15 protein-coding genes are annotated in these 23146 nt (G+C 37.9%); 8 read left to right on the forward strand and 7 right to left on the reverse strand.

The annotated features are described in order from the left end of the window. The first annotated feature begins 170 nt into the window (after positions 1–170). Positions 171–1760: an HD domain-containing protein gene (locus tag ABVM50_RS03135; RefSeq protein WP_405199918.1), complete on the forward strand. Its 1590-nt coding sequence runs from the start codon at positions 171–173 to the stop codon at positions 1758–1760. A gap of 49 nt (positions 1761–1809) precedes the next feature. On the opposite strand, the gene ABVM50_RS03140 is transcribed toward ABVM50_RS03135, so the two are convergent. Continuing rightward, entirely contained in the window at positions 1810–2745 is a 936-nt protein-coding gene (locus ABVM50_RS03140) for a ribose-phosphate pyrophosphokinase (protein WP_405199919.1), read from the reverse strand. Positions 2746–2871: 126 nt separating this feature from the next. Continuing rightward, positions 2872–3186 (reverse strand): winged helix-turn-helix transcriptional regulator, encoded by a 315-nt coding sequence (locus ABVM50_RS03145; protein WP_405199920.1) that lies wholly within the window; start codon positions 3184–3186, stop codon positions 2872–2874. Between the two features lie 111 nt (positions 3187–3297). On the opposite strand from ABVM50_RS03145, the gene ABVM50_RS03150 reads away from it, so the two are divergent. The 3 genes from ABVM50_RS03150 to ABVM50_RS03160 are packed head-to-tail and all read left to right on the forward strand — an operon-like array spanning position 3298 to position 4791. Beyond that, entirely contained in the window at positions 3298–3810 is a 513-nt protein-coding gene (locus tag ABVM50_RS03150) for a lactoylglutathione lyase family protein (protein ID WP_405199921.1), read from the forward strand. Between the two features lie 46 nt (positions 3811–3856). Then, positions 3857–4135 (forward strand): hypothetical protein, encoded by a 279-nt coding sequence (locus ABVM50_RS03155; RefSeq protein ID WP_405199922.1) that lies wholly within the window; start codon positions 3857–3859, stop codon positions 4133–4135. Next, entirely contained in the window at positions 4132–4791 is a 660-nt protein-coding gene (locus ABVM50_RS03160) for an ATP-binding cassette domain-containing protein (protein WP_405199923.1), read from the forward strand. The genes ABVM50_RS03155 and ABVM50_RS03160 overlap by 4 nt, the downstream gene beginning before the upstream one ends. Before the next feature lie 376 nt (positions 4792–5167). On the opposite strand, the gene katG is transcribed toward ABVM50_RS03160, so the two are convergent. Beyond that, positions 5168–7420: a catalase/peroxidase HPI gene (gene katG, locus ABVM50_RS03165; protein WP_405199924.1), complete on the reverse strand. Its 2253-nt coding sequence runs from the start codon at positions 7418–7420 to the stop codon at positions 5168–5170. A 255-nt stretch (positions 7421–7675) separates the two neighbouring features. Between katG and ABVM50_RS03170 the strand changes: the two genes are divergently transcribed. From ABVM50_RS03170 to ABVM50_RS03180, 3 genes are all read left to right on the forward strand, one after another. Then, positions 7676–7801: a hypothetical protein gene (locus ABVM50_RS03170; RefSeq protein ID WP_260443467.1), complete on the forward strand. Its 126-nt coding sequence runs from the start codon at positions 7676–7678 to the stop codon at positions 7799–7801. A gap of 61 nt (positions 7802–7862) precedes the next feature. Further along, entirely contained in the window at positions 7863–8306 is a 444-nt protein-coding gene (locus tag ABVM50_RS03175) for a hypothetical protein (RefSeq protein WP_405199925.1), read from the forward strand. Positions 8307–8626: 320 nt separating this feature from the next. Continuing rightward, positions 8627–9049 (forward strand): SRPBCC domain-containing protein, encoded by a 423-nt coding sequence (locus ABVM50_RS03180; protein ID WP_405199926.1) that lies wholly within the window; start codon positions 8627–8629, stop codon positions 9047–9049. 50 nt (positions 9050–9099) lie between these two features. On the opposite strand, the gene ABVM50_RS03185 is transcribed toward ABVM50_RS03180, so the two are convergent. Both ABVM50_RS03185 and ABVM50_RS03190 read right to left on the reverse strand, forming a co-directional pair. After that, positions 9100–9768 (reverse strand): FAD-binding oxidoreductase, encoded by a 669-nt coding sequence (locus tag ABVM50_RS03185; protein WP_405199927.1) that lies wholly within the window; start codon positions 9766–9768, stop codon positions 9100–9102. A gap of 111 nt (positions 9769–9879) precedes the next feature. Then, entirely contained in the window at positions 9880–10884 is a 1005-nt protein-coding gene (locus ABVM50_RS03190; protein ID WP_405199928.1) for an LLM class flavin-dependent oxidoreductase, read from the reverse strand. Between the two features lie 516 nt (positions 10885–11400). Between ABVM50_RS03190 and ABVM50_RS03195 the strand changes: the two genes are divergently transcribed. After that, complete coding sequence (locus ABVM50_RS03195) at positions 11401–12000, forward strand: 4'-phosphopantetheinyl transferase family protein (RefSeq protein WP_405199929.1); 600 nt, start codon at positions 11401–11403, stop codon at positions 11998–12000. A gap of 23 nt (positions 12001–12023) precedes the next feature. Here ABVM50_RS03195 and ABVM50_RS03200 read toward each other — a convergent pair whose 3' ends face one another. Further along, on the reverse strand, positions 12024–15989 hold the full coding sequence (locus ABVM50_RS03200; protein WP_405199930.1) for a non-ribosomal peptide synthetase: 3966 nt from the start codon (positions 15987–15989) through the stop codon (positions 12024–12026). A 65-nt stretch (positions 15990–16054) separates the two neighbouring features. Then, positions 16055–22687 (reverse strand): amino acid adenylation domain-containing protein, encoded by a 6633-nt coding sequence (locus ABVM50_RS03205; protein ID WP_405199931.1) that lies wholly within the window; start codon positions 22685–22687, stop codon positions 16055–16057. Between the last annotated feature and the right edge of the window lie 459 nt (positions 22688–23146).

A 23146-nucleotide genomic window follows, 5' to 3' on the forward strand; every position in this document is an offset into this window, starting at 1 on the left:
CCTTCATTTGCCAAAATTTTGAGGTTGCAAAAGTAAAGCTTTTTCTGAATCTATAAAACACTGATCCTTAAAAAGTTCAGATGAATTACAGGAGTTCATGATTTTGAGATCTCTCGCTGGAAGTTCATCTATAATTTGTATAAATTGAAGCTTAATTAATTCTGAAGTACATGGAGAACCCATCTGAAACTGTAAATGCCAATAAGCGAATCGCTGCGATCGATCTTGGTACGAATTCTTTTCATGCCGTACTGGTAGATATTTATCCTGACGGAAGTTTTAGAACGGTAGATAAACTGAAGGAGATGGTCATTCTTGCCGAAAAAGGAATGGAGAATAAATTAAGTGAAGAAGCCATGCAACGTGGCCTTGATGCCATGAAAAGAATTAAATTTCTATGCGATAGCATGCATGTAGAAGAAATTATCGCCTTCGCCACTTCAGCCATACGGGAAGCCACCAATGGAGGAGATTTTATTCAGCGAATGAAAGCTGAATCTGGTATTAAAGTAAGAGCAATCCCGGGAAGTAAGGAAGCAGCATTGATCGGGCTGGCGGTTCAGCATAGTATAGCACTTTCCGAAGAACTGGTATTGATGGTGGATATTGGAGGAGGAAGCGTGGAATTTATTCTGGGTAATAATGAAGAGTTCCTCTATTCCCAAAGTTTAAAACTCGGCGTTGCCCGTATGGCTGCCAAATTTGTCTCTCATGATCCTATTAGCAAAGAAGAGATTAAAGCTTTAAAAAAACATTATAAACAGGAACTCGGGGAGCTTTCAGAAATACTCGCGAAACATAAAGTCAGAACCATTATTGGAAGTTCCGGAACCATGGAAAATATAGGCGCCATGATCGCCAACAGGAATTCTCATACAGCCAATATGAGCCTGAACGAACTGGTTTTTAATGTTTCAGAATTTAAAAAACTCTACAAGGATTTTATTCAGCTTGATCGCAAACAGCGCGAAGATATTAGTGAGCTGGATGAGAAAAGAATAGATATCATCAATCCGGGAATGGTGCTGGTAAAATATCTTATCAAGGAATTTGATATCGAAGAGATCAAAATTTCTGAAGCTGCGCTTCGGGATGGGATGATCCTCGATTTTATCAAAAAAGAACGTCCAAAACTTGATCTGGTCGCTAATTATCCTGAACCGCGTAAACGTAGTGTTCATGAGCTGCTACGGAAATGTCACTGGATGGAAGATCACTCCCGGCATGTGGCTGGGATGAGCCTGCAGTTATTCGACGCTTTCCAAAAAGATCTTAAACTGGAAGAAGCAGATCGCGAGCTTCTGGAATATGCTGCTTTAATGCATGATATTGGTTATTATATCAACTATCGCAAACATCATAAACATGCGCTGTATATAATAAGACATGCAGATCTTCGTGGCTTTACTGAAGATGAGATCAATATTATGGCACATACCGCTCGTTATCACCGAAGAACTGTTCCTAAGAAGAGACATTATCTATATAAGCAGTTATCAAAAAAACTACGCAAAAGAATCGAGAAACTGGCCGCTTTACTCCGACTTGCAGATGGCCTGGATCGTAGTCACTACCAGAACGTTCAGGAACTGGAGATTATTAGATCTCCAGAAAAGATCAGGTTGCAAATAACAACGCTTGGGGATCCGGAACTTGAAGTCTGGGGAGGTTTACGCAAGGCAGATCTGCTGAAGGATATTACTGGAAAAGAGATTGAGATCATCACGATAGAAAATCAAATCAACCAGAATCAAGCATAACAAAGCCGGTTTAGAACCGGCTTTTTTTAGATTATATCGAATGCTGAAGTTACATAATGAACTTTTCGCTGATGGAGCGATTATCATTTACACTCTTCATCACATCTGCAAAAAGATTTGCACAGCTCACTACCTTGATTTTCTTGCTTTCCTGTCTTAGAGGAATAGAATCGGTAACGATTAATTCTTCAAGTTTGGACTTTTCCACGCGCTCATAAGCTTCACCAGAAAGTACAGGATGCGTACAGATGGCGCGAACGCTTAAAGCTCCGCGTTCCATCATAAGATCTGCAGCTTTGGTCAAAGTCCCTGCGGTGTCTACCATATCATCTACCAGGACGACATTCTTCCCGGTGACATCTCCAATGAGCTCCATATGTGAGATCACATTTGCTTTCGCTCTTTGCTTATAGCAAATCACTACATCGGTTTCCAAGGCTTTGGAGTATGCATAAGCTCTTTTAGAACCACCCATATCTGGAGAAGCGATGGTCAGGTTATCAAGTCCAAGGTTCTTTAAGTAAGGAAGAAAAACAGTACTGGCATAAAGGTGATCCACAGGTTTTTCGAAAAATCCCTGGATCTGGTCGGCATGAAGATCCATTGTAATGATCCTGGTCGCACCAGCAGTTTCTAGAATACTTGCGATCATTTTAGCGGCAATAGGTACACGAGGTTTATCCTTACGATCCTGTCTAGCCCAGCCAAAATAAGGCATCACTGCAGTAATATGTCTAGCTGAAGCACGTTTTGCAGCATCCAGCATTAGAAGCATTTCCATCAGGTGGTCACTACCGGGATGGGTAGAACCAATGATAAAAACCCTACTTCCTCTTACAGACTCTTCGAAAGATGGCTGAAATTCACCATCGCTATACGTGGAAGTGATCACATTCCCAAGATGAGTACCGTAATGATCGGCGATTTTCTCGGCCAGCGCCTGGCTTTGTGTACAGTTAAAGATTTTAGCTTCCGTAGTCGGCATTTGTTGTGTTGTTTAGTTGTGTTTGTTATTGTGCCGTAAATTTAGAAAAACTTCCGCGCGAACAGGTTATAATTTGCTAACGGAATTTTAAAAATTACAGTTTCCCTGTTTGATGATTCAGATCTATTACTCAAGCTGCTTTCCCCATTCATCCAGTTCACGCAGAATATATTCCAGTGACCTTCCTTTTTTAGTAAGTTGGTATTCAACTTTTGGAGGTACGACCGGGTAAATCTTCCGGGAAACCAGTAAGTCCTTCTCTAATTCACGAACTGTTTGCGTGAACATTTTATTACTGATCTCTGGAATCCTGGATTTCAAAATACCAGATCTTTCCGGACCGTCCAGTAAATGAAAGAGTACCAAAGGTTTCCACTTTGTACCAATATGGTTCATGGTTGCATTTAAAGGACAAATATTCTTAGATATAATTTTCGACATAAAGCTCTGGGAATGTACGATTTACTCTTTTAGTAACCTATACTACTTTTGGGTAACTTATTGTTTACTAGGCGAATATACCTTAATTTTGAGGTTCTAAAGAAGAATATTATGAAAAAAGAAAACGCGTATCCAAGATCATTTTCACATATTGGAATCACCGTTCCAGACCTTCAGAAAGCTGTAGATTTTTATTCTGAAGTAATGGGATGGTACACGATCATGCAGCCGGCGAAGGTAGAGAAAGATCCTGATACTGCTATTGGGCAGATGTGTATCGATGTATTTGGAAACGACTGGGAAGAATTTGAGATCGCACATATGTCTACTTCAGATGGTGTTGGAATCGAGTTATTTTCATTTTCTAAGGGCAAAAAAGAAGCTCCAGCATTCAACCCATTTAACACAGGATTGTTTCATTTCTGTGTACAGGATCCTGACATTGAAGGTCTAATTGAACAAATTGTGGCCAATGGTGGGAAACAGCGAATGCCCATTAGAGAATATTACCCGGAGGAAAAGCCTTTTAAAATGTGTTATGTTGAAGATCCTTTTGGGATCGTATTCGAAATTTATACACACAGCTACGAGCTCACCTATTCTTCTGGTGCCTATTTAGAATAGTGAACTGAATTATATACCTTAAGAGCTATTTAAACGTTCTAATTCGATGTTTACTCAGGCTGTTTTCAGGTATTTCAAGGAGATCAATACATACAATGTTCCGCTGGCGATCATTATTGGGATCGCTGCCGGACCTTTGTATGCGCTGCTTATTTTTAGCAGTTTTGGTATTTTTATAGGTATGCTTGCATTCGATTATTTTAAAAAGCATCAATACTATATGTATGAGAACCTGGGATTTAACAAATCATTCCTGCTAAGTCGTGTTTTTCTTCTTAATATTCTGATTTCTATTATCTGCGGAATAATCCTGTTGCTATTTTGAAAGTTCTTCAGGCCCGAAATATTCATAAGAGCTACGAAGATAATATTCTGGATTATCTGAATTTTCAATGTAAAACAGGTGAAATTATCGGAATCTTCGGTAGAAATGGTACCGGCAAATCTACGCTTCTAAAAATTCTCTTCGGAAAAGTAAAACCTGACCAGGGCAGTATTTATCTTAATGAACGGGAATTGACATCATCCTCCATCATTTCAGAAAAATTGATCGCTTATTTGCCGCAGGATAGTTTTCTTCCGAAGAATACAAAAGTGCAGGATATTATTCCTTTTTTTCACCCAGACGGAGAGGCTCAGGATCGTATTTTTTACGCTAAAGGAGTAGGGAATTTTGCTTCCAGAAAGATCAAAGAACTAGCCATTGGCCAGCGAAGGTATCTGGAATTACTTCTTTTGGGTAACCTTGACCATCCATTTTTACTACTGGACGAACCATTTTCCATGGTTGAACCTCTTTATAAGGAGCGCATTATCGAATTTATTACAAACCTGAAAGTTAGAAAAGGTATTATCATCACAGATCATTATTATCAAGATGTTCTGAATGTCGCCTCTAAAAATTTTCTTCTGAATAATGGGAATTTGGTCAGTATTTCTTCTGAAGCCGATCTGCTTGCCGAGGGTTATCTGAAAGCGTAAAACTCCCTATTTTTTTATATTTTGCAGACCCAAACGTAAAAGAAGAGGTTTCTTCTACCTGAAAATCGCAGACAGTTTTGAATATACAAGAACGGCCCTTTGGACACAATTTAATCTACAAACCTATAGGGTGGCTGTATCTACATGCCCTGCATTCAGAAAAAACAGCTAAATCTCTATTGAGTGAGAAGTTCAATAACAGGTATGATCTTGCAGGTAGTCGTATAGTGCTTAACCTGGTTAGCTTTATAATTCTTGCTGTATTTGTGATTTTTATAGTAAGCCTCCTTCTTAAATCTGTCCAGTATTTCGTGTATTGACCTAGAATAAAAAAGGGCGGCCAAATGCCACCCTTTTCTAATTTATTAGATAAATATTAAGCCTTGAGATCGTAACGATCCAGGTTCATTACCTTATCCCAGGCCTTCACAAAATCTTTTACAAATTTCGCTTCAACATCATCTGTTGCATAAACCTCCGCCAGTGCTCTTAATTCTGAATTTGATCCAAAGATTAGATCCACTCTGCTTCCGGTATATTTCACATCGCCAGTTCTTCTATCTCTTCCTTCAAAGAATTGATCATTTTCTGAAGTTGCCTTCCAGGTCACTCCAAAATCAAGAATATTCTTAAAGAAATCGTTCGTTAATTGTCCCGGTCTGTCTGTGAAAACTCCATGTTTGGAACCATCGTAATTGGCACCAATAGATCTCATTCCTCCTACCAGAACTGTCATTTCAGGAGCAGTTAGAGTTAGCAGTTGTGCTCTATCGATCAACAATGCTTCAGCTGAAGCTGAGATGTTATCCCTGTTTCCGAAGTAGTTTCTAAAACCATCTGCATTAGGCTCCAGTGGCTCAAATGCTTCCACATCGGTCTTTTCCTGGGTGGCATCTGCACGTCCCGGAGTAAATGGCACTTTTACATCATGCCCTGCGTCTTTAGCTGCTTTCTCAACTGCTGCACAACCAGCAAGCACGATAAGATCTGCTATAGACACTTTTTTAGAATCCTCTGAATTATTGAAATCTGACTGAATTCCTTCCAGTGTCTGGATCACTTTTCCTAGTTGTGGCGGATTATTCACTTCCCATCCTTTTTGCGGAGCTAAACGTACACGTGCACCATTGGCACCACCACGTTTATCGGAACCTCTAAAAGTTGAAGCCGAAGCCCATGCTGCAGAAACCATCGCTGCAGTAGAAAGTCCGCTATCAAGAATCTTAGACTTCAAGCTTTCCACATCCTGATCGTTGATGATCTCATGTTCAACTTTTGGAATAGGATCCTGCCATAACAGTTCCTCCTGTGGAACTTCTGGACCTAAATATCTTTCGATAGGTCCCATATCACGGTGCGTTAGTTTAAACCACGCACGGGAATAAGCATCTGCAAACTCTTCAGGATTTTCAAGAAAGTTTCTTGAGATCTTTTCATACTCTGGATCCATCTTTAAAGAAAGATCTGTTGTCAACATAAATGGTGCATGTTTCTTATTAGGGTCATGCGCATCTGGAACAGTTCCTGCTCCGGCATTATCCTTAGGCTGCCATTGGTATGCTCCACCAGGCCCTTTTATGCATTCCCAGTCGTACTTGAATAGATTTTCGAAGTACGTATTACTCCATTTTGTTGGAGTATCTGTCCAGGCTCCCTCAATACCACTAGTGATCGTATCGGCCCCTTTTCCAGAATTGTAGGTATTTTGCCATCCCATACTCTGCATTTCGATCCCTGCAGCAGCTGGTTCAGCTTCCACGTATTTTTCAGGATCTGCAGCACCGTGAGTTTTTCCGAAGGTGTGACCACCCGCGATCAAAGCAACAGTTTCATAATCGTTCATCGCCATTCTTCCGAAGGTATCACGAATATAAGAAGCCGACTCTACCGGATCTGGATTCCCGTTATGTCCTTCAGGATTTACATAAATTAATCCCATATGCGCTGCTCCAAGCGGACTTTCAAGATCGCCTTCAGCATATCTTTCTTCATTATCCAACCATTCGCTTTCAGATCCCCAGTAAACATCGTTTTCTGGTTCCCATACGTCTTCACGACCACCGGCAAAACCAAACATTGGTAAGCCCATAGATTCATGAGCACAATTCCCGGCTAGTACCAGTAGATCTGCCCAGGACAGTTTTCTACCATATTTCTTTTTAATTGGCCATAATAGTAATCTCGCCTTATCGAGATTCGCGTTATCTGGCCAGCTATTTAGCGGAGCAAATCTCTGTTGTCCAGAACCAGCTCCTCCACGACCATCTCCAATCCTGTACGTACCGGCACTATGCCAGGCCATACGAATAAAAAATGGTCCGTAGTGACCATAATCTGCCGGCCACCAGTCCTGGGAGTCGGTCATTAGATCATAAAGATCCTGCTTCACCGCAGCCAGATCAAGACTTTTAAATTCTTCAGCATAGTTAAAGTCATCGTCCATAGGATCGGTTAACGTAGAATGCTGTTTTAATATATTGAGATTTAGCTGATTTGGCCACCAATCCCGGTTGGATGTCCCATTACCGGCAGAGTTCTTAAGAGCTCCTCCCATAAATGGACATTTACTGGATTCATTGACTTCCCAAACCTTATGATTATCGTCGCTTCCAGAATTATTTTTTCCCATTTTGTTAAGTATTAGATTAATAAATTGGATTAGAATTCGAAGTTACGAAAAGGTATTCGATAATTTTTATCTATAGTTTTTATATAATGATAGTTATATCAAATAGCTCGCTACCGAATTGCTGTAATTTATACAATTAAAGTTTTCAAACCTAACCGTGAAAAGTTTAATTTTTAATATTAATTTTAAGCCTTAATTTAATAAAAAACTGAATATTTAGAGGCCCTACACTGCACTATATCTTATATAAAAATAATGATGAAGTTGCTCAAATCTATAGACTGGCTCCTGATCCTGTTTTTAATTGTGCTTGCTATTATTGCGAGTGTTATTATTTCTGAATGGAATTCTATTGTAGATTTTTGTCATGACATCATTTAAATTTGATAGATTGCTTTTTCTGAAATTCGATTTTGAATTATAAAAATCTTGCTGAACCTATATGACACACAGGTCTGAAAACCCCAAACCAGAAACAGATCATAACCACGATGAATTTGAAGACAATGAAATAACAGAACTCATACCCGCGCTATATTCGAAAAGAGTTATTTTCATGTTCTGCCTGCTCTTCTCCACGATCTTTGGAGCAGTTATTCTTATGAGCAACCTGAACAGCGTTAAGGAGAATAAAGGAAAATGGCAGGTACTGCTCTTTGCACTTTTATATACTGCTGGTCACGCCTATACCGTATTTAATTTCTCCACTACTTACATTGGCCTAATGCTGAATCTAGGCGGCGCTTTGATTCTAACAGAATATTTCTGGAATAGGTATATAGGAATGGAAAGAGAATTTATTCGGAAAAGCTGGACCAAACCAGCGGTAGTATCAGCTTTAATTACGGTACCACTTATTGTAGCGGCTGTTCTTACCACCCACTAATTTATAGATCATGAAATCTGGCATTTTCTTTAGTTGGCTTCAGAAAAATCAAGCATTAGGCTCCGGAAATTTCTCATGACCGTAAAATTCATTTATTCTTTTAGTTTGGTATCTCGATCATTGAAATCGCAGTAGACCTGGTTCTCTACATAGAAGATTCTATGGAAGGTTCCTTGGAAATGATGTATCTGGTCTTCGGATATTTCCTGTTTACATTTTATGGAGATACTAGAATCAAAATGTTAAACAAAACCGATAAGTCTGCTAAATAATCTCACTGCGCAATCAATTTTTGATATATTTAAATAAAAAGTACAATTATGGCATCAGAAGGAAAGATCGAAATTGAGAGTAAGATACATGCAAAACTAGACCAGGTTTGGGAATACTGGACTAAACCTGAACATATTACTAAATGGAACAAAGCCAGTGAAGATTGGTTATGTCCCAACGCCGAAAATGAACTTAAGGAGGGCGGAAAGTTCAAATACAGGATGGAATCTGAAGATGGAAAAATAGGTTTTGATTTCGCCGGAACTTACAAAGAGGTCAGAGAAAAAGAGAAACTCACCTATGAACTTGAGGATGGCAGGAATGCTGAAGTAACTTTTTCAGAAGAAGATGGTACAGTAATGATAAAAGAGACTCTGGATACAGAAGATGAGAATCCGGTAGAACAGCAAGAACAAGGCTGGAAATCTATTCTTGAAAGTTTTAAAGCTTATGCTGAAGAGCAATCATAACAAAAAAGGCCGGAAAAAATTCCGGCCTTTTTTTATATATATTAGATGGACTATTGATCATCCAACTGAACAGCATCGGTATCTGCTCCCATACTTTTTAAAGTTTTATTGATCTCTTCCGTCATTTCAGGTGGTCCGCACACGTAAAATTGTTTACTAAGGTCAGATATGTTATTCTTGAAGAATTCTTCATTCAAATAAGCATTTGTATGCTTTGTGTCTTCCTGATCTGTAATTACATACGTAGCATTTTCACCAAGCATGCTATCAAGCTCCTGTTTTAGAATAATATCCTTATCAGTCTTATTACTGAAAAATAAATTCATGCCTTCCAGTTTATCTTTCTTCTTAAGATCTCTTAGCATAGAAATATATGGTGTGATTCCGGCTCCTCCGGCAATGATATATCCGGGACCTTTATATTCGATGGCACCCCAGGTATCTCTTACAATCAATTCATCACCTTCCTTCAGTTTGGCTAATTGCTCTGTTACTCCGTCATGATCTGGATAGATCTTGATGGTAAACTCGAGATGATCATCTTCATTCAAACTGGTGAAAGTAAAAGGTCTTTTTTCATCCTTCCACTCTTCCTGGTTGATCGAAATTTCTGTGGCATGCCCGGGTGTAAACTCATAGCCCTCGGGTTTTTCGACAATGAATTGCTTTACATCATGTGTCACCTGCCCAATCGATTTGATCTTTACTACCTTTTCCATAATCTTTTTATTTTCAAGATAATGGATTTGAATGCATATGTCAAATACGGCAAGTACTGTAAGTAGTAATTTAACCTTACTTAACGACTGGGCTCAAGCATTTAAGGAAGTTTAGGAATTCATCTCCTGCATCACTTCTGAAAAAATGCGGTAAGACCTAAGTCTATCTTCCTGATGGTAGATATGAGAAGCGACAATGACCTCATCAACCCCGGTATCCTTCAGAAATTCTTCAGTTTTTTGCTTGATGTGCTGTTTGTCCCCTACGAAAGAATATTTCAGCATTCTTTGTAAAGCGGGATTGTCGCGAACTTCACGTAATTCAGCATCCATTTCAACCGGTTTTTGCAAATAGTCCAGGTTTCCTGTAAGAACACCTACCATCATTCTAAGCGAACTGGTAGAAAGTTTTTCGGCTTCTTCGTTGTTCTCTGCGGCGGTCACATTGATCCCTGCGATGGTATAAGGTTTTTCAAGATATGCTGAAGGCTGGAATTCCCTGTAATAAATTTCCATAGCTTCAAATAACTGTCCTGGTGCAAAATGACTGGCAAAAACATAAGGAAGCCCCTTTTCTGCAGCCACATGAGCACTATCTGTGCTCGAACCTAAAACGTACATAGGCACGTTAACCCCTTCAGCAACAGTCGCTCTCACTTTTGTAGATTTTAAGCTATTCTTAAAGTAACGCTGAATTTCATCGATCTCATGCGGAAATTTAAAAACAGAATTCATGCGATCACTTCGAATCGCGTGCGCAGTTACCTGGTCTGTTCCCGGAGCCCGGCCAAGTCCCATATCGATCCTGTCTGGATAAAGCGACCCTAAAGTTCCAAACTGTTCAGCCACAATTAACGGAGAGTGATTTGGCAACATAATCCCTCCACTTCCAATACGAATGCTCTCAGTTTTAGCCGCGACATGACTCATAAGAACGGTTGTTGCAGAGCTCGCGATACTCACCATATTATGATGCTCAGCGAGCCAGAGTCTTTTATACCCCAGTTCTTCTCCCTGCTGAGCAAGGTCTACGGTATTTTTGAAAACCTGAGAATGTGAAATATCCTGGCCTACTACTGCAAGATCCAGAATAGAATAATTTATATGTTTGGTCATAAATCTAAAATTTGAAACCTGTATCTCTACAGGCCGGGATTTCGTCTCAACTCTATCCAAAACCTTACAGTGTTTAATTAAGATGACGTAATGAAAGGTTCGAGGCTTAGTCGTTTGCGAAACTTATGGTAATCTTAGAATAATCCATTGTTGAAAGATATTCAGCTGATAGCATCTTGCTTTACATTCACTTATAAACGTACTTTATAGTTTAGAATCCTCGTTCATAGTATTAGTATGATACTCGAACAGTTTGAATATTAATAATTCATAAGAAATGGTCTCCTTCTTAATCTAGAGCCTTGCAATATGTTATATCAAACGACCTATATTTCTAAAAATCTTTATCTCGTTGGAACATTATCTAATTTGAAAATTAAAATAACCAATTGAGGGATAAACCGACTTAATTCTACATTTTGATGAGACATCAATGTGGCCGAACTAATTCACTATGTAAAAAGAAAGATGACCTATATCTATTATACTTACTTAAACAAGACTATACATAGCCAAATGCTTCAAAAATTCTCTCAGAATTTTTCAGCTCTATATGATAAAAAAATAACGCGGTATTTTAATTGGAAAGATGCTCAATCTTCAATGTTAGGAACTCTTTTATTGAAAAATGGTTTACAAAAGTTAGGGTTTAACTATTTCAATCTGCAAACGGCTACAAAAAACAACTCTAAACCTATTCTAGAAATAGAAAATTTGCACTTTAATATATCTCATTCAGGACAAATTGTTGTCTGTGCACTTTCAGATTGTTGTGAAATCGGAATCGATATTGAGATAATCCGGAATATTGAAATCATAGATTTCAAGGAGCAAATGACTGATTATGAATGGAATTATATATATAGAGCAGAACATCCAGACTCGGCCTTCTTTGAATATTGGACCCAGAAGGAAGCTGTATTAAAAGCTAATGGCTGTGGGATCATTGATTCACTCAGGTCTTTTGAAATTAAAAATAGACAAACCCAATTTGAAAACAGCCATTATTTTATTGAAGAGTTGCTTATCAATACCAACGCAATGTGCCATTTAGCTTTTAAGGACCAATTGGACAGTTTTAATAAGGCTGAATTTATAGATAGTTCAAAATTGTAAGGTTACGAGACCTACTAACATTCTTAACGATCTAGAATATCCTGTAAAATTTTAGCTGTCACTATATCATTTGGAGGTAAGAGCATACTAAGATGATCTCCTGTAACATCGTGAACTTTTAAACCATTAAGAGCTAAATCTTTCCATCCCAAAGAAACTGGATCTCTCATATAGTCAATATTATTTACTGCTCTAAGTAAATCAACTTCAATTAATTGCGGCTTTATATGATACTTTCTGATCATACGGTTGTTTTGCTCTTCAATTCTCAGAATTTGCTGTTCCTCTATTATTTGGTTTTTATTTTCAGCATATTTTGAAAAATATTGCTTAATAACCTTATCTTTTTTCCGATTAAAATAAAAATCAAATTTAGCCTTGCTCTTACTCATTTGTTTCAAAGTGAAAACCATTTTTCCAGCAGTGTTTGTAATGGAAGCAATTTGTTTTTTGACTAATGTTTTATGAAAGAAAACATTATCTATATCAGAATCCAACATAATTAGCTTTTCAACTTTATCACCATAGTGTTTAAACTGTGAAGCCATTTCGTAAGCAATTATTCCGCCATATGAATGACCAGCCAAAGAATAAGGACCGTCTGGATTTATTTTTTTTATAGCTGAGATATAGTGTGCCGCAATTTTTTCTACAGAGTCTAACGTTGTACCCGAAGCAGTAACACCAGTTCCTTGAAGTCCATAAACTGGTTGATCACTGTGCAATTGTGCTGATAGATTTTTGAACTTTAAAGCATTATAACCTACCCCATGTATAAAATATAAAGGTATTTTGCTACCACTGGAATTGATAGTTAATAATGAATCACCGGTAAAGGAAGTTACATCTTTAGTATCTACAAACTTTGCTAGTTTTTCTATAGTAGAGTATTCAAATAATAAAGCTACAGGAAAGCGTTTTCCTAGCTGCTTTTCAAGTCGTGATACTACCTGAACAGCCATAAGGGAATGTCCTCCCAATTCAAAAAAGTTACTAGTGACATCTATATTTTCTATATTTAAACACTCCTGCCAAATAGTAGAAATTAACTCTTCAGTCTGGTTCCTTGGTTTGATATTTTTTCGGGAATAAGACTTTTCAGTAATAGATTCTTCAATTAGGGCTTTCCGATCTAATTTACCATTTGGGGTGGTTGGTAAAGCATGTGATATTCTAAACAGATCGGGAACCAAGTAAGCAGGTAAACTAGAAGCCAGGCAATTCCGCCAGTGTCCAATCTGTTCACTGTTATCCTCAAGCATTTTTATTGGTACAACGTGAGCTACCAGACAACTATCATAAGCAGTCACTGCAGCTGTTTTCACGTCCTCCATACCATTGAGAATTTGTTCTATTTCACCTGGCTCAATACGGTGTCCTCTTACTTTGATTTGATTATCCACGCGTCCCAAACAATGGATCTCTCCATTAGGAAGTAATTTCCCCAAATCGCCAGAGCGGTATAGTCTGGAATTTCCAGAGTTACAAAATGGATCTTTGATAAATTTTTCGGCATTTAAACCGGCACGCTTCCAATATCCAGTCGCTACACCTTCTCCACCTACTACAATTTCCCCAACGACTCCGGGTGGAACTAACTCCAGTTTTTCATTTAATATATATATCTGGGTATTTGCAATTGGACGACCAATGCTTATAGGTTCATTTGCCGATAAAATATGTTTTAGACTCGAATATATAGTAGTCTCGGTTGGCCCGTATAAATTCCAGAGGGACTTACAACTTACTAATAAACTTGAGGCTATGTTTGCTGTAAGTTTTTCACCGGCAGTAATAGCTTTCAAATTGAATAATGCATTGTTCCTGTTTGTATCCAACAACATCTGCCACGTTGTTGGAGTAGCCTGAAGAATAGTGATGGCTTCTTTTTCCACCAGATCCAGTATCAAATTTGGGTCACGCGTAGTTTCAGAATCCCCTAGTACAACGCAGGCTCCTTTCAATAAAGGCAAATATAGTTCTACACCGGCAATATCAAACGAAATCGTTGTGATGGCCAGTAATTTATCCTCCTTATTTATAGCTAGTTCACTATCAATACCGAACAATACATTTACGAGATTTCGATGAGTGATCTGTACTCCTTTAGGCTTACCGGTTGAACCAGAAGTGTATAAGAGATAGACAACTGAGTCCTGTGAAACCTCATGCTCAAGTTCAGATTTTGGGAATTGCTCCATGCTTGCAAATGCTTCATCCAAGTAAAAAATTTCATTTACAACCGAAAGCGAGCTCGAAAACTTGTTAGTTGTCATTAAAAATTTAGCTTCAGAATCCTGTAGCATAAACTCAAGTCGCTCCTCCGGATATTCAGGATCCATAGGTAGATAAGCCGCGCCACACTTCATAATTGCTATTAATGTAACAAGCATTTCTGGACATCGGGGAATACAAACACCCATTAAATCATTTGGACGCAAACCCCTTCTATGAAAATAATTTGCTAATTGATTAGCCTGATCATTTAAATTTCTGTAGCTAATTTCAATATCATTGAATTTCAAAGCTATCCTCTGGGGTGTTGTGATAGCTTGATCTTCTAAAAGTTTATGAAGCGGTTTAGTAGGAAAATTAGCGTAAGTTTCATTTAAACTTTCGTAAAGGTCATTTTCTATAATTATCCGACTCATTTTTTTATCTGCACCTCTTACAATTTCATCTAGCAAATCTTCAAAAGATGTCATCATCTGCCGTATCGTTGCAGTTTTAAATAAATCTGTATTAAAAGACCATTCTAAAACAAGCTTATCATTAGTTCCACTTGCATTAATAAACAGTTCGAAAATTTCATACTTCCTTGGATTACTTATCAATGTATATTCAAGTCCTGAAAATGCTATTCCATTTGTTAAGCCAACATCCATATTAAAAACCACTGGCACAAGTGGTACCCTTGATGGATCTCTGGAGGTATTCAGTTTTTTTAGCAATTGTCCAAAACTCAGCTGTTGATGGTCATAAGCATCGTATAATTCCAGCTTTCGTTGATTTAAGTATTCAGTAAAAGAAACATTACTATTGATACTACTACGTAATGGCAATAAATTTGCACAGTGACCTACTAAATGAGTTTTTCCTGTTGCAGATTGTCCTGCCGCGGGTAAACCTACCACAATATCATTTTGTCCTGTTAATTGATAAAGAAAGACTTCAAATGCTCCTAGTATTGTTGTAACTAAACTACAACCTGCTTGGGAGCCTATACGTTTTAATCCTGATAAAATATTACTATCCAGTGGGAAGTCTAATCGTTGGCTTTTATAGGTTCTGGTAGATTGGCGTGGATAATCTATTGGTAAGTTGAGTTCTGGAATTGAATGTTCATATCGCTTTAGCCAAAAATGCTCAATGTTATAATATTCATCACTTTTCAGGAGTAATTCCTGAGAATCTGCATATGCACTAAAGCGGGATGGATTTGGAAGGTTCGGGTTTATATTTTCAACCGAAGCTGAGTATAATAGTCCTAACTCCTGCATCAAAACTCCTAAAGACCAGCCATCGCAAATTATATGGTGAGCTGTTAAAACCAAATGATATTCTAAATCTGCAATTTTTATAAGAGTCGCTCTAAATAAAGAACCATGAACTAAATTGAAGATATAATCAGCTTCTCCTTCAATAATCGATGCTATGGAATTATTTCTATCTGCTTCAGCGAAATTGGAAACATCTTCATAGCGTAGCCCTATTTGAAGATGTTTAAAAATGCTCATGAATTTCCCATCAGTACTAAAAACCGCTCTTAAGGATTCGTGTCGCTCAACGATTGTTTGAACAGCTTCGTCCATAGAATCTTTATTCAGATTGCCCTTAAAAACAAGAGAAATAGATTCATTATAAGCCCTATTTGCGTTGATGCCGCCTATTTTGCATGCCGTCCATATCTCCATTTGCGCTTCTGTAGTATGAAGCACACGACCAATCTCTGGTCCTGCAAAAGGATCAAAATCACTGTAATTTTTCAATGGAAAATTAATTTTCTATGATGATTAATCTTTTAGTTATGCAATTAGCCAAACCAAATTATAATTTATAAATCAATTTTTAAATAACCTCCATTCTCTCCTTTTTGTTCCACAAACCAAGCTGGATTTCCATTTTCATCTCTTCCTAGTCTTGCACCAAGTACCGGCGGTTTATTCAAGGAGATTGAGGATGGATTCATTGTTTCGCTATTTTTGCTGGAATTACTGGATGGTAAAAAATCGGCCTTCGTGAGCTCTTCTACACAGTCTAAAAAAGTATGCGTAAGATTTTGAATATCCTCATCTTTGAATGCAGAGGTCATAAAACAAGGAAAACCCTCCCATACATGAATACCTTTCTCCCGAAGTAGCACAAAAAGTAGTTCTGAGTAAGGAATATCTTCATAAAACTTTATACGCCATAGTGATCCAAAATGTGTTATCTCGAATGGCAATTTTCGATCTTTGAACTCATGATTAAGATTGGACGCAAATTTATCACACATCAAAGATAATTTCCTCTGAAAATCTCCACCCTTTTCTTTCATATGCAATAATGAAGCTTTAGCAGCAGAAAGGGCAAGTGGATGTCTAACAAATGTGCCAGCAAAATAGGTTACACCAACTTCCGGATAAGAGTTGTCTCCATATTGCCAAAACCCTCCATCTAAAGCATCCATATACATTCGCTTTCCTACAATAGCTCCAATAGGCATTCCTCCTCCAATTACTTTACCGTATGTGGCTAGATCTGCTTTAATACCAAACAATTCCTGAGCACCACCCGGATGCATTCTAAATCCAGTAATAATTTCATCAAAAATGAGTACCGTTTTGGATGCTGTAGTTATTTCCCGTACTTCTTTTAGGAATTCTACTGGCTGAAATTCAGGTCTTCGGCTTTGTACAGGTTCTACTAATACTGCCGCCAATTCATTAGCCCGTTCCCTTAATATCTTTAAGGTATCCTCTGTACCGTACTCTAAAATCAGCATATTTTGAACAGCTTCAGATTGAATACCTGCAGCAGCAGGGAAGGTTTTCATTTTCGCAGAACCTCTTACAATTGCCTCATCATTTATTCCATGATAAGCACCAGAAAATGCTACTATTAAAGAACGTCCTGTACTGGTTCTGGCGATACGCATAGCTCCTAGCACTGCTTCAGATCCAGTATTGCAAATGGCTGCTCTGTCATGGTTTGTAAATTCACAAAGCAATTCGCAAACTTCACCAGCGAGAGGATGTTGAGGACCAATCTCATAACCTTTCTTAATCTGTTCCTGGAGTGCATCAGTTATAAATTCTGGTTGATGACCAAATATGCAAGAACCAAAGCCATTAAGAACATCCATATATTCGTTACCATCTAAATCCCAAAGGCGATTGCCAGATGATTTTTCAACTACGAGAGGGTATACCAATTCTTTAGTTGATGGTTTAAAACCTGAAACTACTCTTGGATCGGCCATTTTCGCCCGGTACTTTTGAGTATATTCTTTACTTTTAGCTGTTTTTTCTGAATATCTTTGAACTAACTTTTCCAGAAATTCCTGTTTCCGCTTATCTAAATTGGTATTATGTTTTTCAATTCTAGGTGAGGCGCCAAAAGGTTTTGCATGTTCCTTTTTTTCTTCGGCTGTCAAAGCACTAGATAATAGATTCGCAGATTCTTTGAAATTAGATGTATTCGTTGCAGGTTCTTTAGCAACTAAAGCAACAGACCTATTCTCTTGAAGTAGTTCTATGTGTTTACCCAACAATTTAATTTGCTGAGCAATAATCTCCAAACTAGTGTCCTGATTTTGAGAAAGATTTGAAATAGACTTCGTCGCACGTTGATGATCTGTAACCTCTACTGGTTGTATGGAACTATGTTTAGTTTCTGTTGAAAACATTTCTAGCGGTAAGTTATTATCCAGATAATTTGCCAGAGAATCTGGTGTTCCAAATTCTTCATTTAACTGGCGGAAACTGATAGGCATATTAAATTCTTTTTTAAGAATTAGTGCCATTTGTGTTAGAATCAGCGAATCTAAACCAAGTTCTAAGAAGCTTCTTTCAAATGCCTCAGGCTCCAATTCAATACCAGAAGAATTCAATATTATTTCTGATATTTTCTGAATAATTACAGGCTTTCTCATAGTAATATTTTCATTTTTACCATCATCAATTACCTCCATTTTTGTTGAGCTATTAGTAGTAAGTTTTCCTGTGGACAATTGATCTGGAGGATTTACCCAACAAAGTTTACGGTTAAAAACATATGATGGGAGCCACACCTTCTGTCGGGATTGCTGAGCATAGAAGGAATGCCAATCGGGTTCAAAACCCTTTGACCAAAGTTCACCTAGCGAATTGAGGATAATGTGATAATCATCTTTATCTTCAGTTGGGGCTCGCAAACTAGTTAGTGTAGTTACGTGCTTTGCGTTTTTCTTTTGTTTTGCTAATGTTATTAGACTTCGACCTGGACCAACTTCCAACAATACTGGATTTTCCAAATTTAAAATTGTATTTACAGCTTCAGAATAACGCACTGGCAGTCGCAAATGATTCGCCCAGTATTGAGAACTTGTAGCCTCCTCATTAGATAACACTTTTCCAGTAACCGTGGATATTATCTGAATTTTCGGTGGGTTTAGTTCAATTTTTTTTACTTCTTCTTCGAATAAACCTATTACAGGATTCATCATCTCGGAATGGAATGCGTGACTTGTCGCTAACGTTTTGTGAAGCACATTCTGCTCACTTAATGTTTCAGAAAAACTTACTACCACTTTCTCTGGTCCGGAAACCACGCATAAAAGATCTGAATTTGATGCCGCAATAGAAAGTTCCTCCGGCAACATTTTCTCCACTTCTTCACTACCCAATCTAACGGAAAGCATGCTACCACCGGGCAGTTTGCTAACCAGTCTACCTCTTATGGCGACTAATCCTAATGCATCTTTTAGATTGAAAACCCCAGCTAAATGTGCTGCTACGAATTCTCCAATGCTGTGACCACAAAGCGTGGTGGGCTTAATCCCCCAACTCATCCAAAGTTGGGATAGAGCATATTCTATAACAAATAATGCTGGCTGTGTAAATTGAGTGTCCTGAAGTCTTATCTCTGCTTCGGTTGATTCATGCGTGTCAGGATTAGGAAATAAGATTTGTTTAATATCCAATTCCAGGATATCCATTAATAATGTTGCGCAGGCATCTACTGCTCTTCTGAAAACGTGTTCCTGTTCATAAAATTTTCTCCCCATTTGAAGGTATTGTGAACCCTGGCCTGGAAATAAGAACACCATTTCATCGGAAACAATATCTAACTTAGAATGCTTAGACGTTTTAGGACTGTCTAAGTTAAAATCTAATTCAGAAGTTCCAGCGTTATTGTAAATTATGAAGCTTCTATGATTGAACATATCGCGCGTTACATTCAAAGTATAAGCAACATCTGCTAGAGTTTTATAAGATTTTTTATCCTTTAAATACTTCTTTAATGCTATCTCATAAGCCTCTAAACTCTCTTCTGATTTAGCTGACCACGCCATGATTTGCCATGGCCTTTCAGATGTGGACGGTTTTGGATTACTCTTATATTCCTCTAGTATTAGATGAACATTGGTACCTCCTACCCCAAATGAGCTCACTCCTGCCCTTCGTGGACCCTCTACATTCCATTCCCGTAGTTTATCATTCACATAAAACGGACTATTCTTAAAATTGATATTAGGGTTTGGAACTGAATAGCCTAAAGAAGGAGGAATTTGCTGATGATGCATAGCTAGAACTGTCTTTATAAGTCCAGCTACGCCAGCTGCTGCCGTAAGATGCCCCATATTGCTTTTGATAGATCCTATAGCACAGTAGGACTTCTTATTCTGCTTCCCGAATGCTAATTTAAGTCCTTCTACTTCGATAGGATCACCTAAGGGAGTTGCCGTTCCATGAGCTTCAATGTAGCTAATAGAAGAAGGTGAAATTTGTGCATCTTTAAATGCCATTTTTATACAACCAGCCTGCCCTTCTATACTGGGCGCTGTGAAACTACCTTTACTCCCACCATCATTATTTACACCTACACCTTTTATAACTCCATAAATTAAATCGCCATTCTTTCTAGCTTCACTCAGGCTTTTTAAAAGTACTACTCCTGCACCATCGCTAAAAACAGTTCCTTTGCCTTCGGCGTCAAACGAACGACAGTGACCATTTGAGCTAAGCATAGAACCTTCTTGATAAAGATGTCCGCTATTGATTGGCGCGGTTACGCTGGAACCACCAGCGAGTGCTACATCGCAATATCCATTTCTTATAGCTTCAACTGCCTCTGAGACAGCTAAAAGTGACGTTGAGCATGCTGAATGTACACTTACTGCGGGACCCTTTAAATTTAGATGATAAGCAGTTCTAGTAGCGATATAATCCTTTTCGTTGAGGGTATCTACCTGTACATGACCAACCATATCCAGTAATTCTCGGTTTGGAAGCAGGTTATTTCTATAATAAGTATTAGTACCTGTTCCCGCATACACACCAATAGATCCTTTAAAATGAGTTGGTAAATGCCCTGCTTGTTCCAGAGCTTCCCAGGCAACCTCGAGAAAGAGACGTTGCTGTGGATCCATTGCTGTTGCTACCTTTGCATTTAAGCCAAAAAATGAGGCATCAAATTTTTTCGCAGAAGGAATTATGCCCCTGGCTTTCACATAAAGTGGATCATTTCGTAATTCTTCAGGTATCGAGGAATCCAGTTCTTCAGGGTCAAAAAAGGTAATAGTTTCTTTACCTTCTTTGAGTATTGTCCATAATTCCTGAATTGAACTTGCTCCCGGGAATCTTCCAGACATCCCAATTATAGCGATATCCCTCGAGACGTTCGAATTTGTTTCTTTATCTAATTCTTCGGACTCTTCTGAATCACTATTTAAATTTATATGCAGGGACAACTCTGAAATACTGGGGAATTGATAAATTTTAGTTACTGGAATTTCAATGTTTAATCGGTTCTTAATTTTTGTTACTAACCTTTGAACCATTATTGAAGTTCCTCCCATACTAAAAAAGTTATCTTCTACTCCTAAGTAAGATATCTGGAGTTGCTCTTCCCATATTTTTAGAAGATCTTTTTCTAACTGGGTACGCGGCTTCTTTAAAGCTGGCAAAGAAGTTGGCCTTGTAAATTCGGGCACCGGCAGATTTCTTTTATCAATCTTACCACTTGTAGCTATGGGAAACTGCTCCAACCAAATGAAATATGAGGGTATCATATAATCTGGTAAAAATCCAGCTAAATGTTCCTGTATGATCTTTGGGTCTTTGCCAGAATTTGTTGACTGCAAATAAGCTACCAGACTTGAATCATTATGTTTTTCATACACAATTACCGAGGCTATTTTAATCCCAGGAACTTTATTTAGAGCAGTTTCTATTTCACCTAATTCGATACGATTTCCTCTAATTTTCACCTGATCGTCTTTTCGACCTAAGTATTGAATTTCGCCATTAGGAAGCAACCTACCTAAATCACCAGACATATACATTGTAGCCTCTTCCTTTTCAGAAGACGAATCTGGAATGAAGCGTGCTGCTGTAAGTTCAGGTCTATATAAATATCCTAAAGAGACTCCATCTCCACCAATCACTATTTCCCCGATTTCCCCCTGGCTTACTGGAATCCCCCTTTCATCCACTATATAAATATGTGAGTTTGCTATTGGTTTTCCAATAGTAATCGCAGTATTCTCTTTAGTTATTTTAGTGAGTAGGCAACAAACTGTAGCTTCCGTAGGACCATATAAATTCCATAGTTCTTTACACCTCTGCAGCAAATTTTGTGCTAGTGACAAAGGAAGAGATTCACCACCTATCAAAGCCTTTAAGTTAAGTGGTTTCTCCCAGCCAGAATCCAATAAAATTTGCCAAATGCTTGGTGTTCCAAACATTATAGTAACTTTATCTTTAATCGCTTTTTTCAATAGGAGATTACCATCCAGCTTTGTCTCCTCATCAACGATTACTATACAGGAACCGTGAAGTAAAGGAAGAAAGATCTCCATGATCATCGCATCAAAAGAAATGGTAGTATGAGCAAAGATTTTATCGTTTTCATTTATACCGGGCTCAATAGCTAATGAAGTTAATAGATTTATAGTGTTAGCATGAGTCACTTTTACACCTTTTGGTTTCCCAGTCGATCCCGAGGTATAGATCACATAGGCTATAGCATCTAAAGAAATTGATAAATTAAGTGGTATAACTTCAAGATCCCTTTCAGACTTTTTAATATCTTCTAATAAAATGGTAGTACAGGAAATACTAACTTCCTGATTTGCTTTGGACGTGATGTAAAACTCTGCCCGTGAGTCATCAACCATAAAAGAAGTTCTTGAACTTGGGAATGTACTATCGATTGGAAGATAAGCAGCTCCACATTGTAATACTGCGAGAATTGTGATAATAAATTCCGGAGATCTTTCTAAGGAAACTGCAACGATGTGGTTTGGCAGAACTCCATATAGTTGCAACCAATTAGCCCTCCTATTAATCTTTTCCTGTAACTCACTGTATAGGATAAAATCCCCCTCGTACTCGAGCGCAACAGAATTTTCAAATAATGTGGCTTGCTTCTGGAACACCTCATGTATTGTAGATGAAGGGCAATGCAACCTCATACCCTTTATATAACTTTCATTTTTTAACATCTTAAAAAACTTTCAGCTCTGTATTAAAATAAAGGAAACAACTAACATTTTATGGGAATTAATATGTTAGGTAATCCTACAATTACATAATTACTAGGGTATTGCAACTTCAACTTTTTGGTGTTTCATCTGCTAAATTCTGGGTATATAATCTACACATTTCGGGGAAATACACAGCTATTTTAATATGATGATTATATTACAATATAATCATTTTCTACAGAAATGGAATATCATTTCTTAATACTAATATTACAAAACTTTGAGGGTGTTTTTCAAACCATGCTACACAGCCATCAAAGTTGCCTTTTATCGGCCTCCTTCAAATTATTACTTCTATTGTATTAGTTAACATTATCGATAATTAAGACCATTTACCCCAAACTAGTCTATAAGAAATAAATGGTCTGAAAGTTGAATCATTAACAAATAATAAAGAGAATTCGCTGTAATCTGCTA

This window comes from Christiangramia sp. LLG6405-1 (assembly GCF_045055805.1).
Lineage (GTDB): Bacteria > Bacteroidota > Bacteroidia > Flavobacteriales > Flavobacteriaceae > Christiangramia.

Coding starts and splice junctions, on each gene's coding strand:
- ABVM50_RS03135 (WP_405199918.1), top strand. CDS start 171: ATGGAGAACCCATCTGAAACTGTAAATGCCAATAAGCGAATCGCTGCG.
- ABVM50_RS03140 (WP_405199919.1), bottom strand. CDS start 2,745: ATGCCGACTACGGAAGCTAAAATCTTTAACTGTACACAAAGCCAGGCG.
- ABVM50_RS03145 (WP_405199920.1), bottom strand. CDS start 3,186: ATGTCGAAAATTATATCTAAGAATATTTGTCCTTTAAATGCAACCATG.
- ABVM50_RS03150 (WP_405199921.1), top strand. CDS start 3,298: ATGAAAAAAGAAAACGCGTATCCAAGATCATTTTCACATATTGGAATC.
- ABVM50_RS03155 (WP_405199922.1), top strand. CDS start 3,857: ATGTTTACTCAGGCTGTTTTCAGGTATTTCAAGGAGATCAATACATAC.
- katG (WP_405199924.1), bottom strand. CDS start 7,420: ATGGGAAAAAATAATTCTGGAAGCGACGATAATCATAAGGTTTGGGAA.
- ABVM50_RS03170 (WP_260443467.1), top strand. CDS start 7,676: ATGATGAAGTTGCTCAAATCTATAGACTGGCTCCTGATCCTGTTTTTA.
- ABVM50_RS03175 (WP_405199925.1), top strand. CDS start 7,863: ATGACACACAGGTCTGAAAACCCCAAACCAGAAACAGATCATAACCAC.
- ABVM50_RS03180 (WP_405199926.1), top strand. CDS start 8,627: ATGGCATCAGAAGGAAAGATCGAAATTGAGAGTAAGATACATGCAAAA.
- ABVM50_RS03185 (WP_405199927.1), bottom strand. CDS start 9,768: ATGGAAAAGGTAGTAAAGATCAAATCGATTGGGCAGGTGACACATGAT.
- ABVM50_RS03190 (WP_405199928.1), bottom strand. CDS start 10,884: ATGACCAAACATATAAATTATTCTATTCTGGATCTTGCAGTAGTAGGC.
- ABVM50_RS03195 (WP_405199929.1), top strand. CDS start 11,401: ATGCTTCAAAAATTCTCTCAGAATTTTTCAGCTCTATATGATAAAAAA.
- ABVM50_RS03205 (WP_405199931.1), bottom strand. CDS start 22,687: ATGTTAAAAAATGAAAGTTATATAAAGGGTATGAGGTTGCATTGCCCT.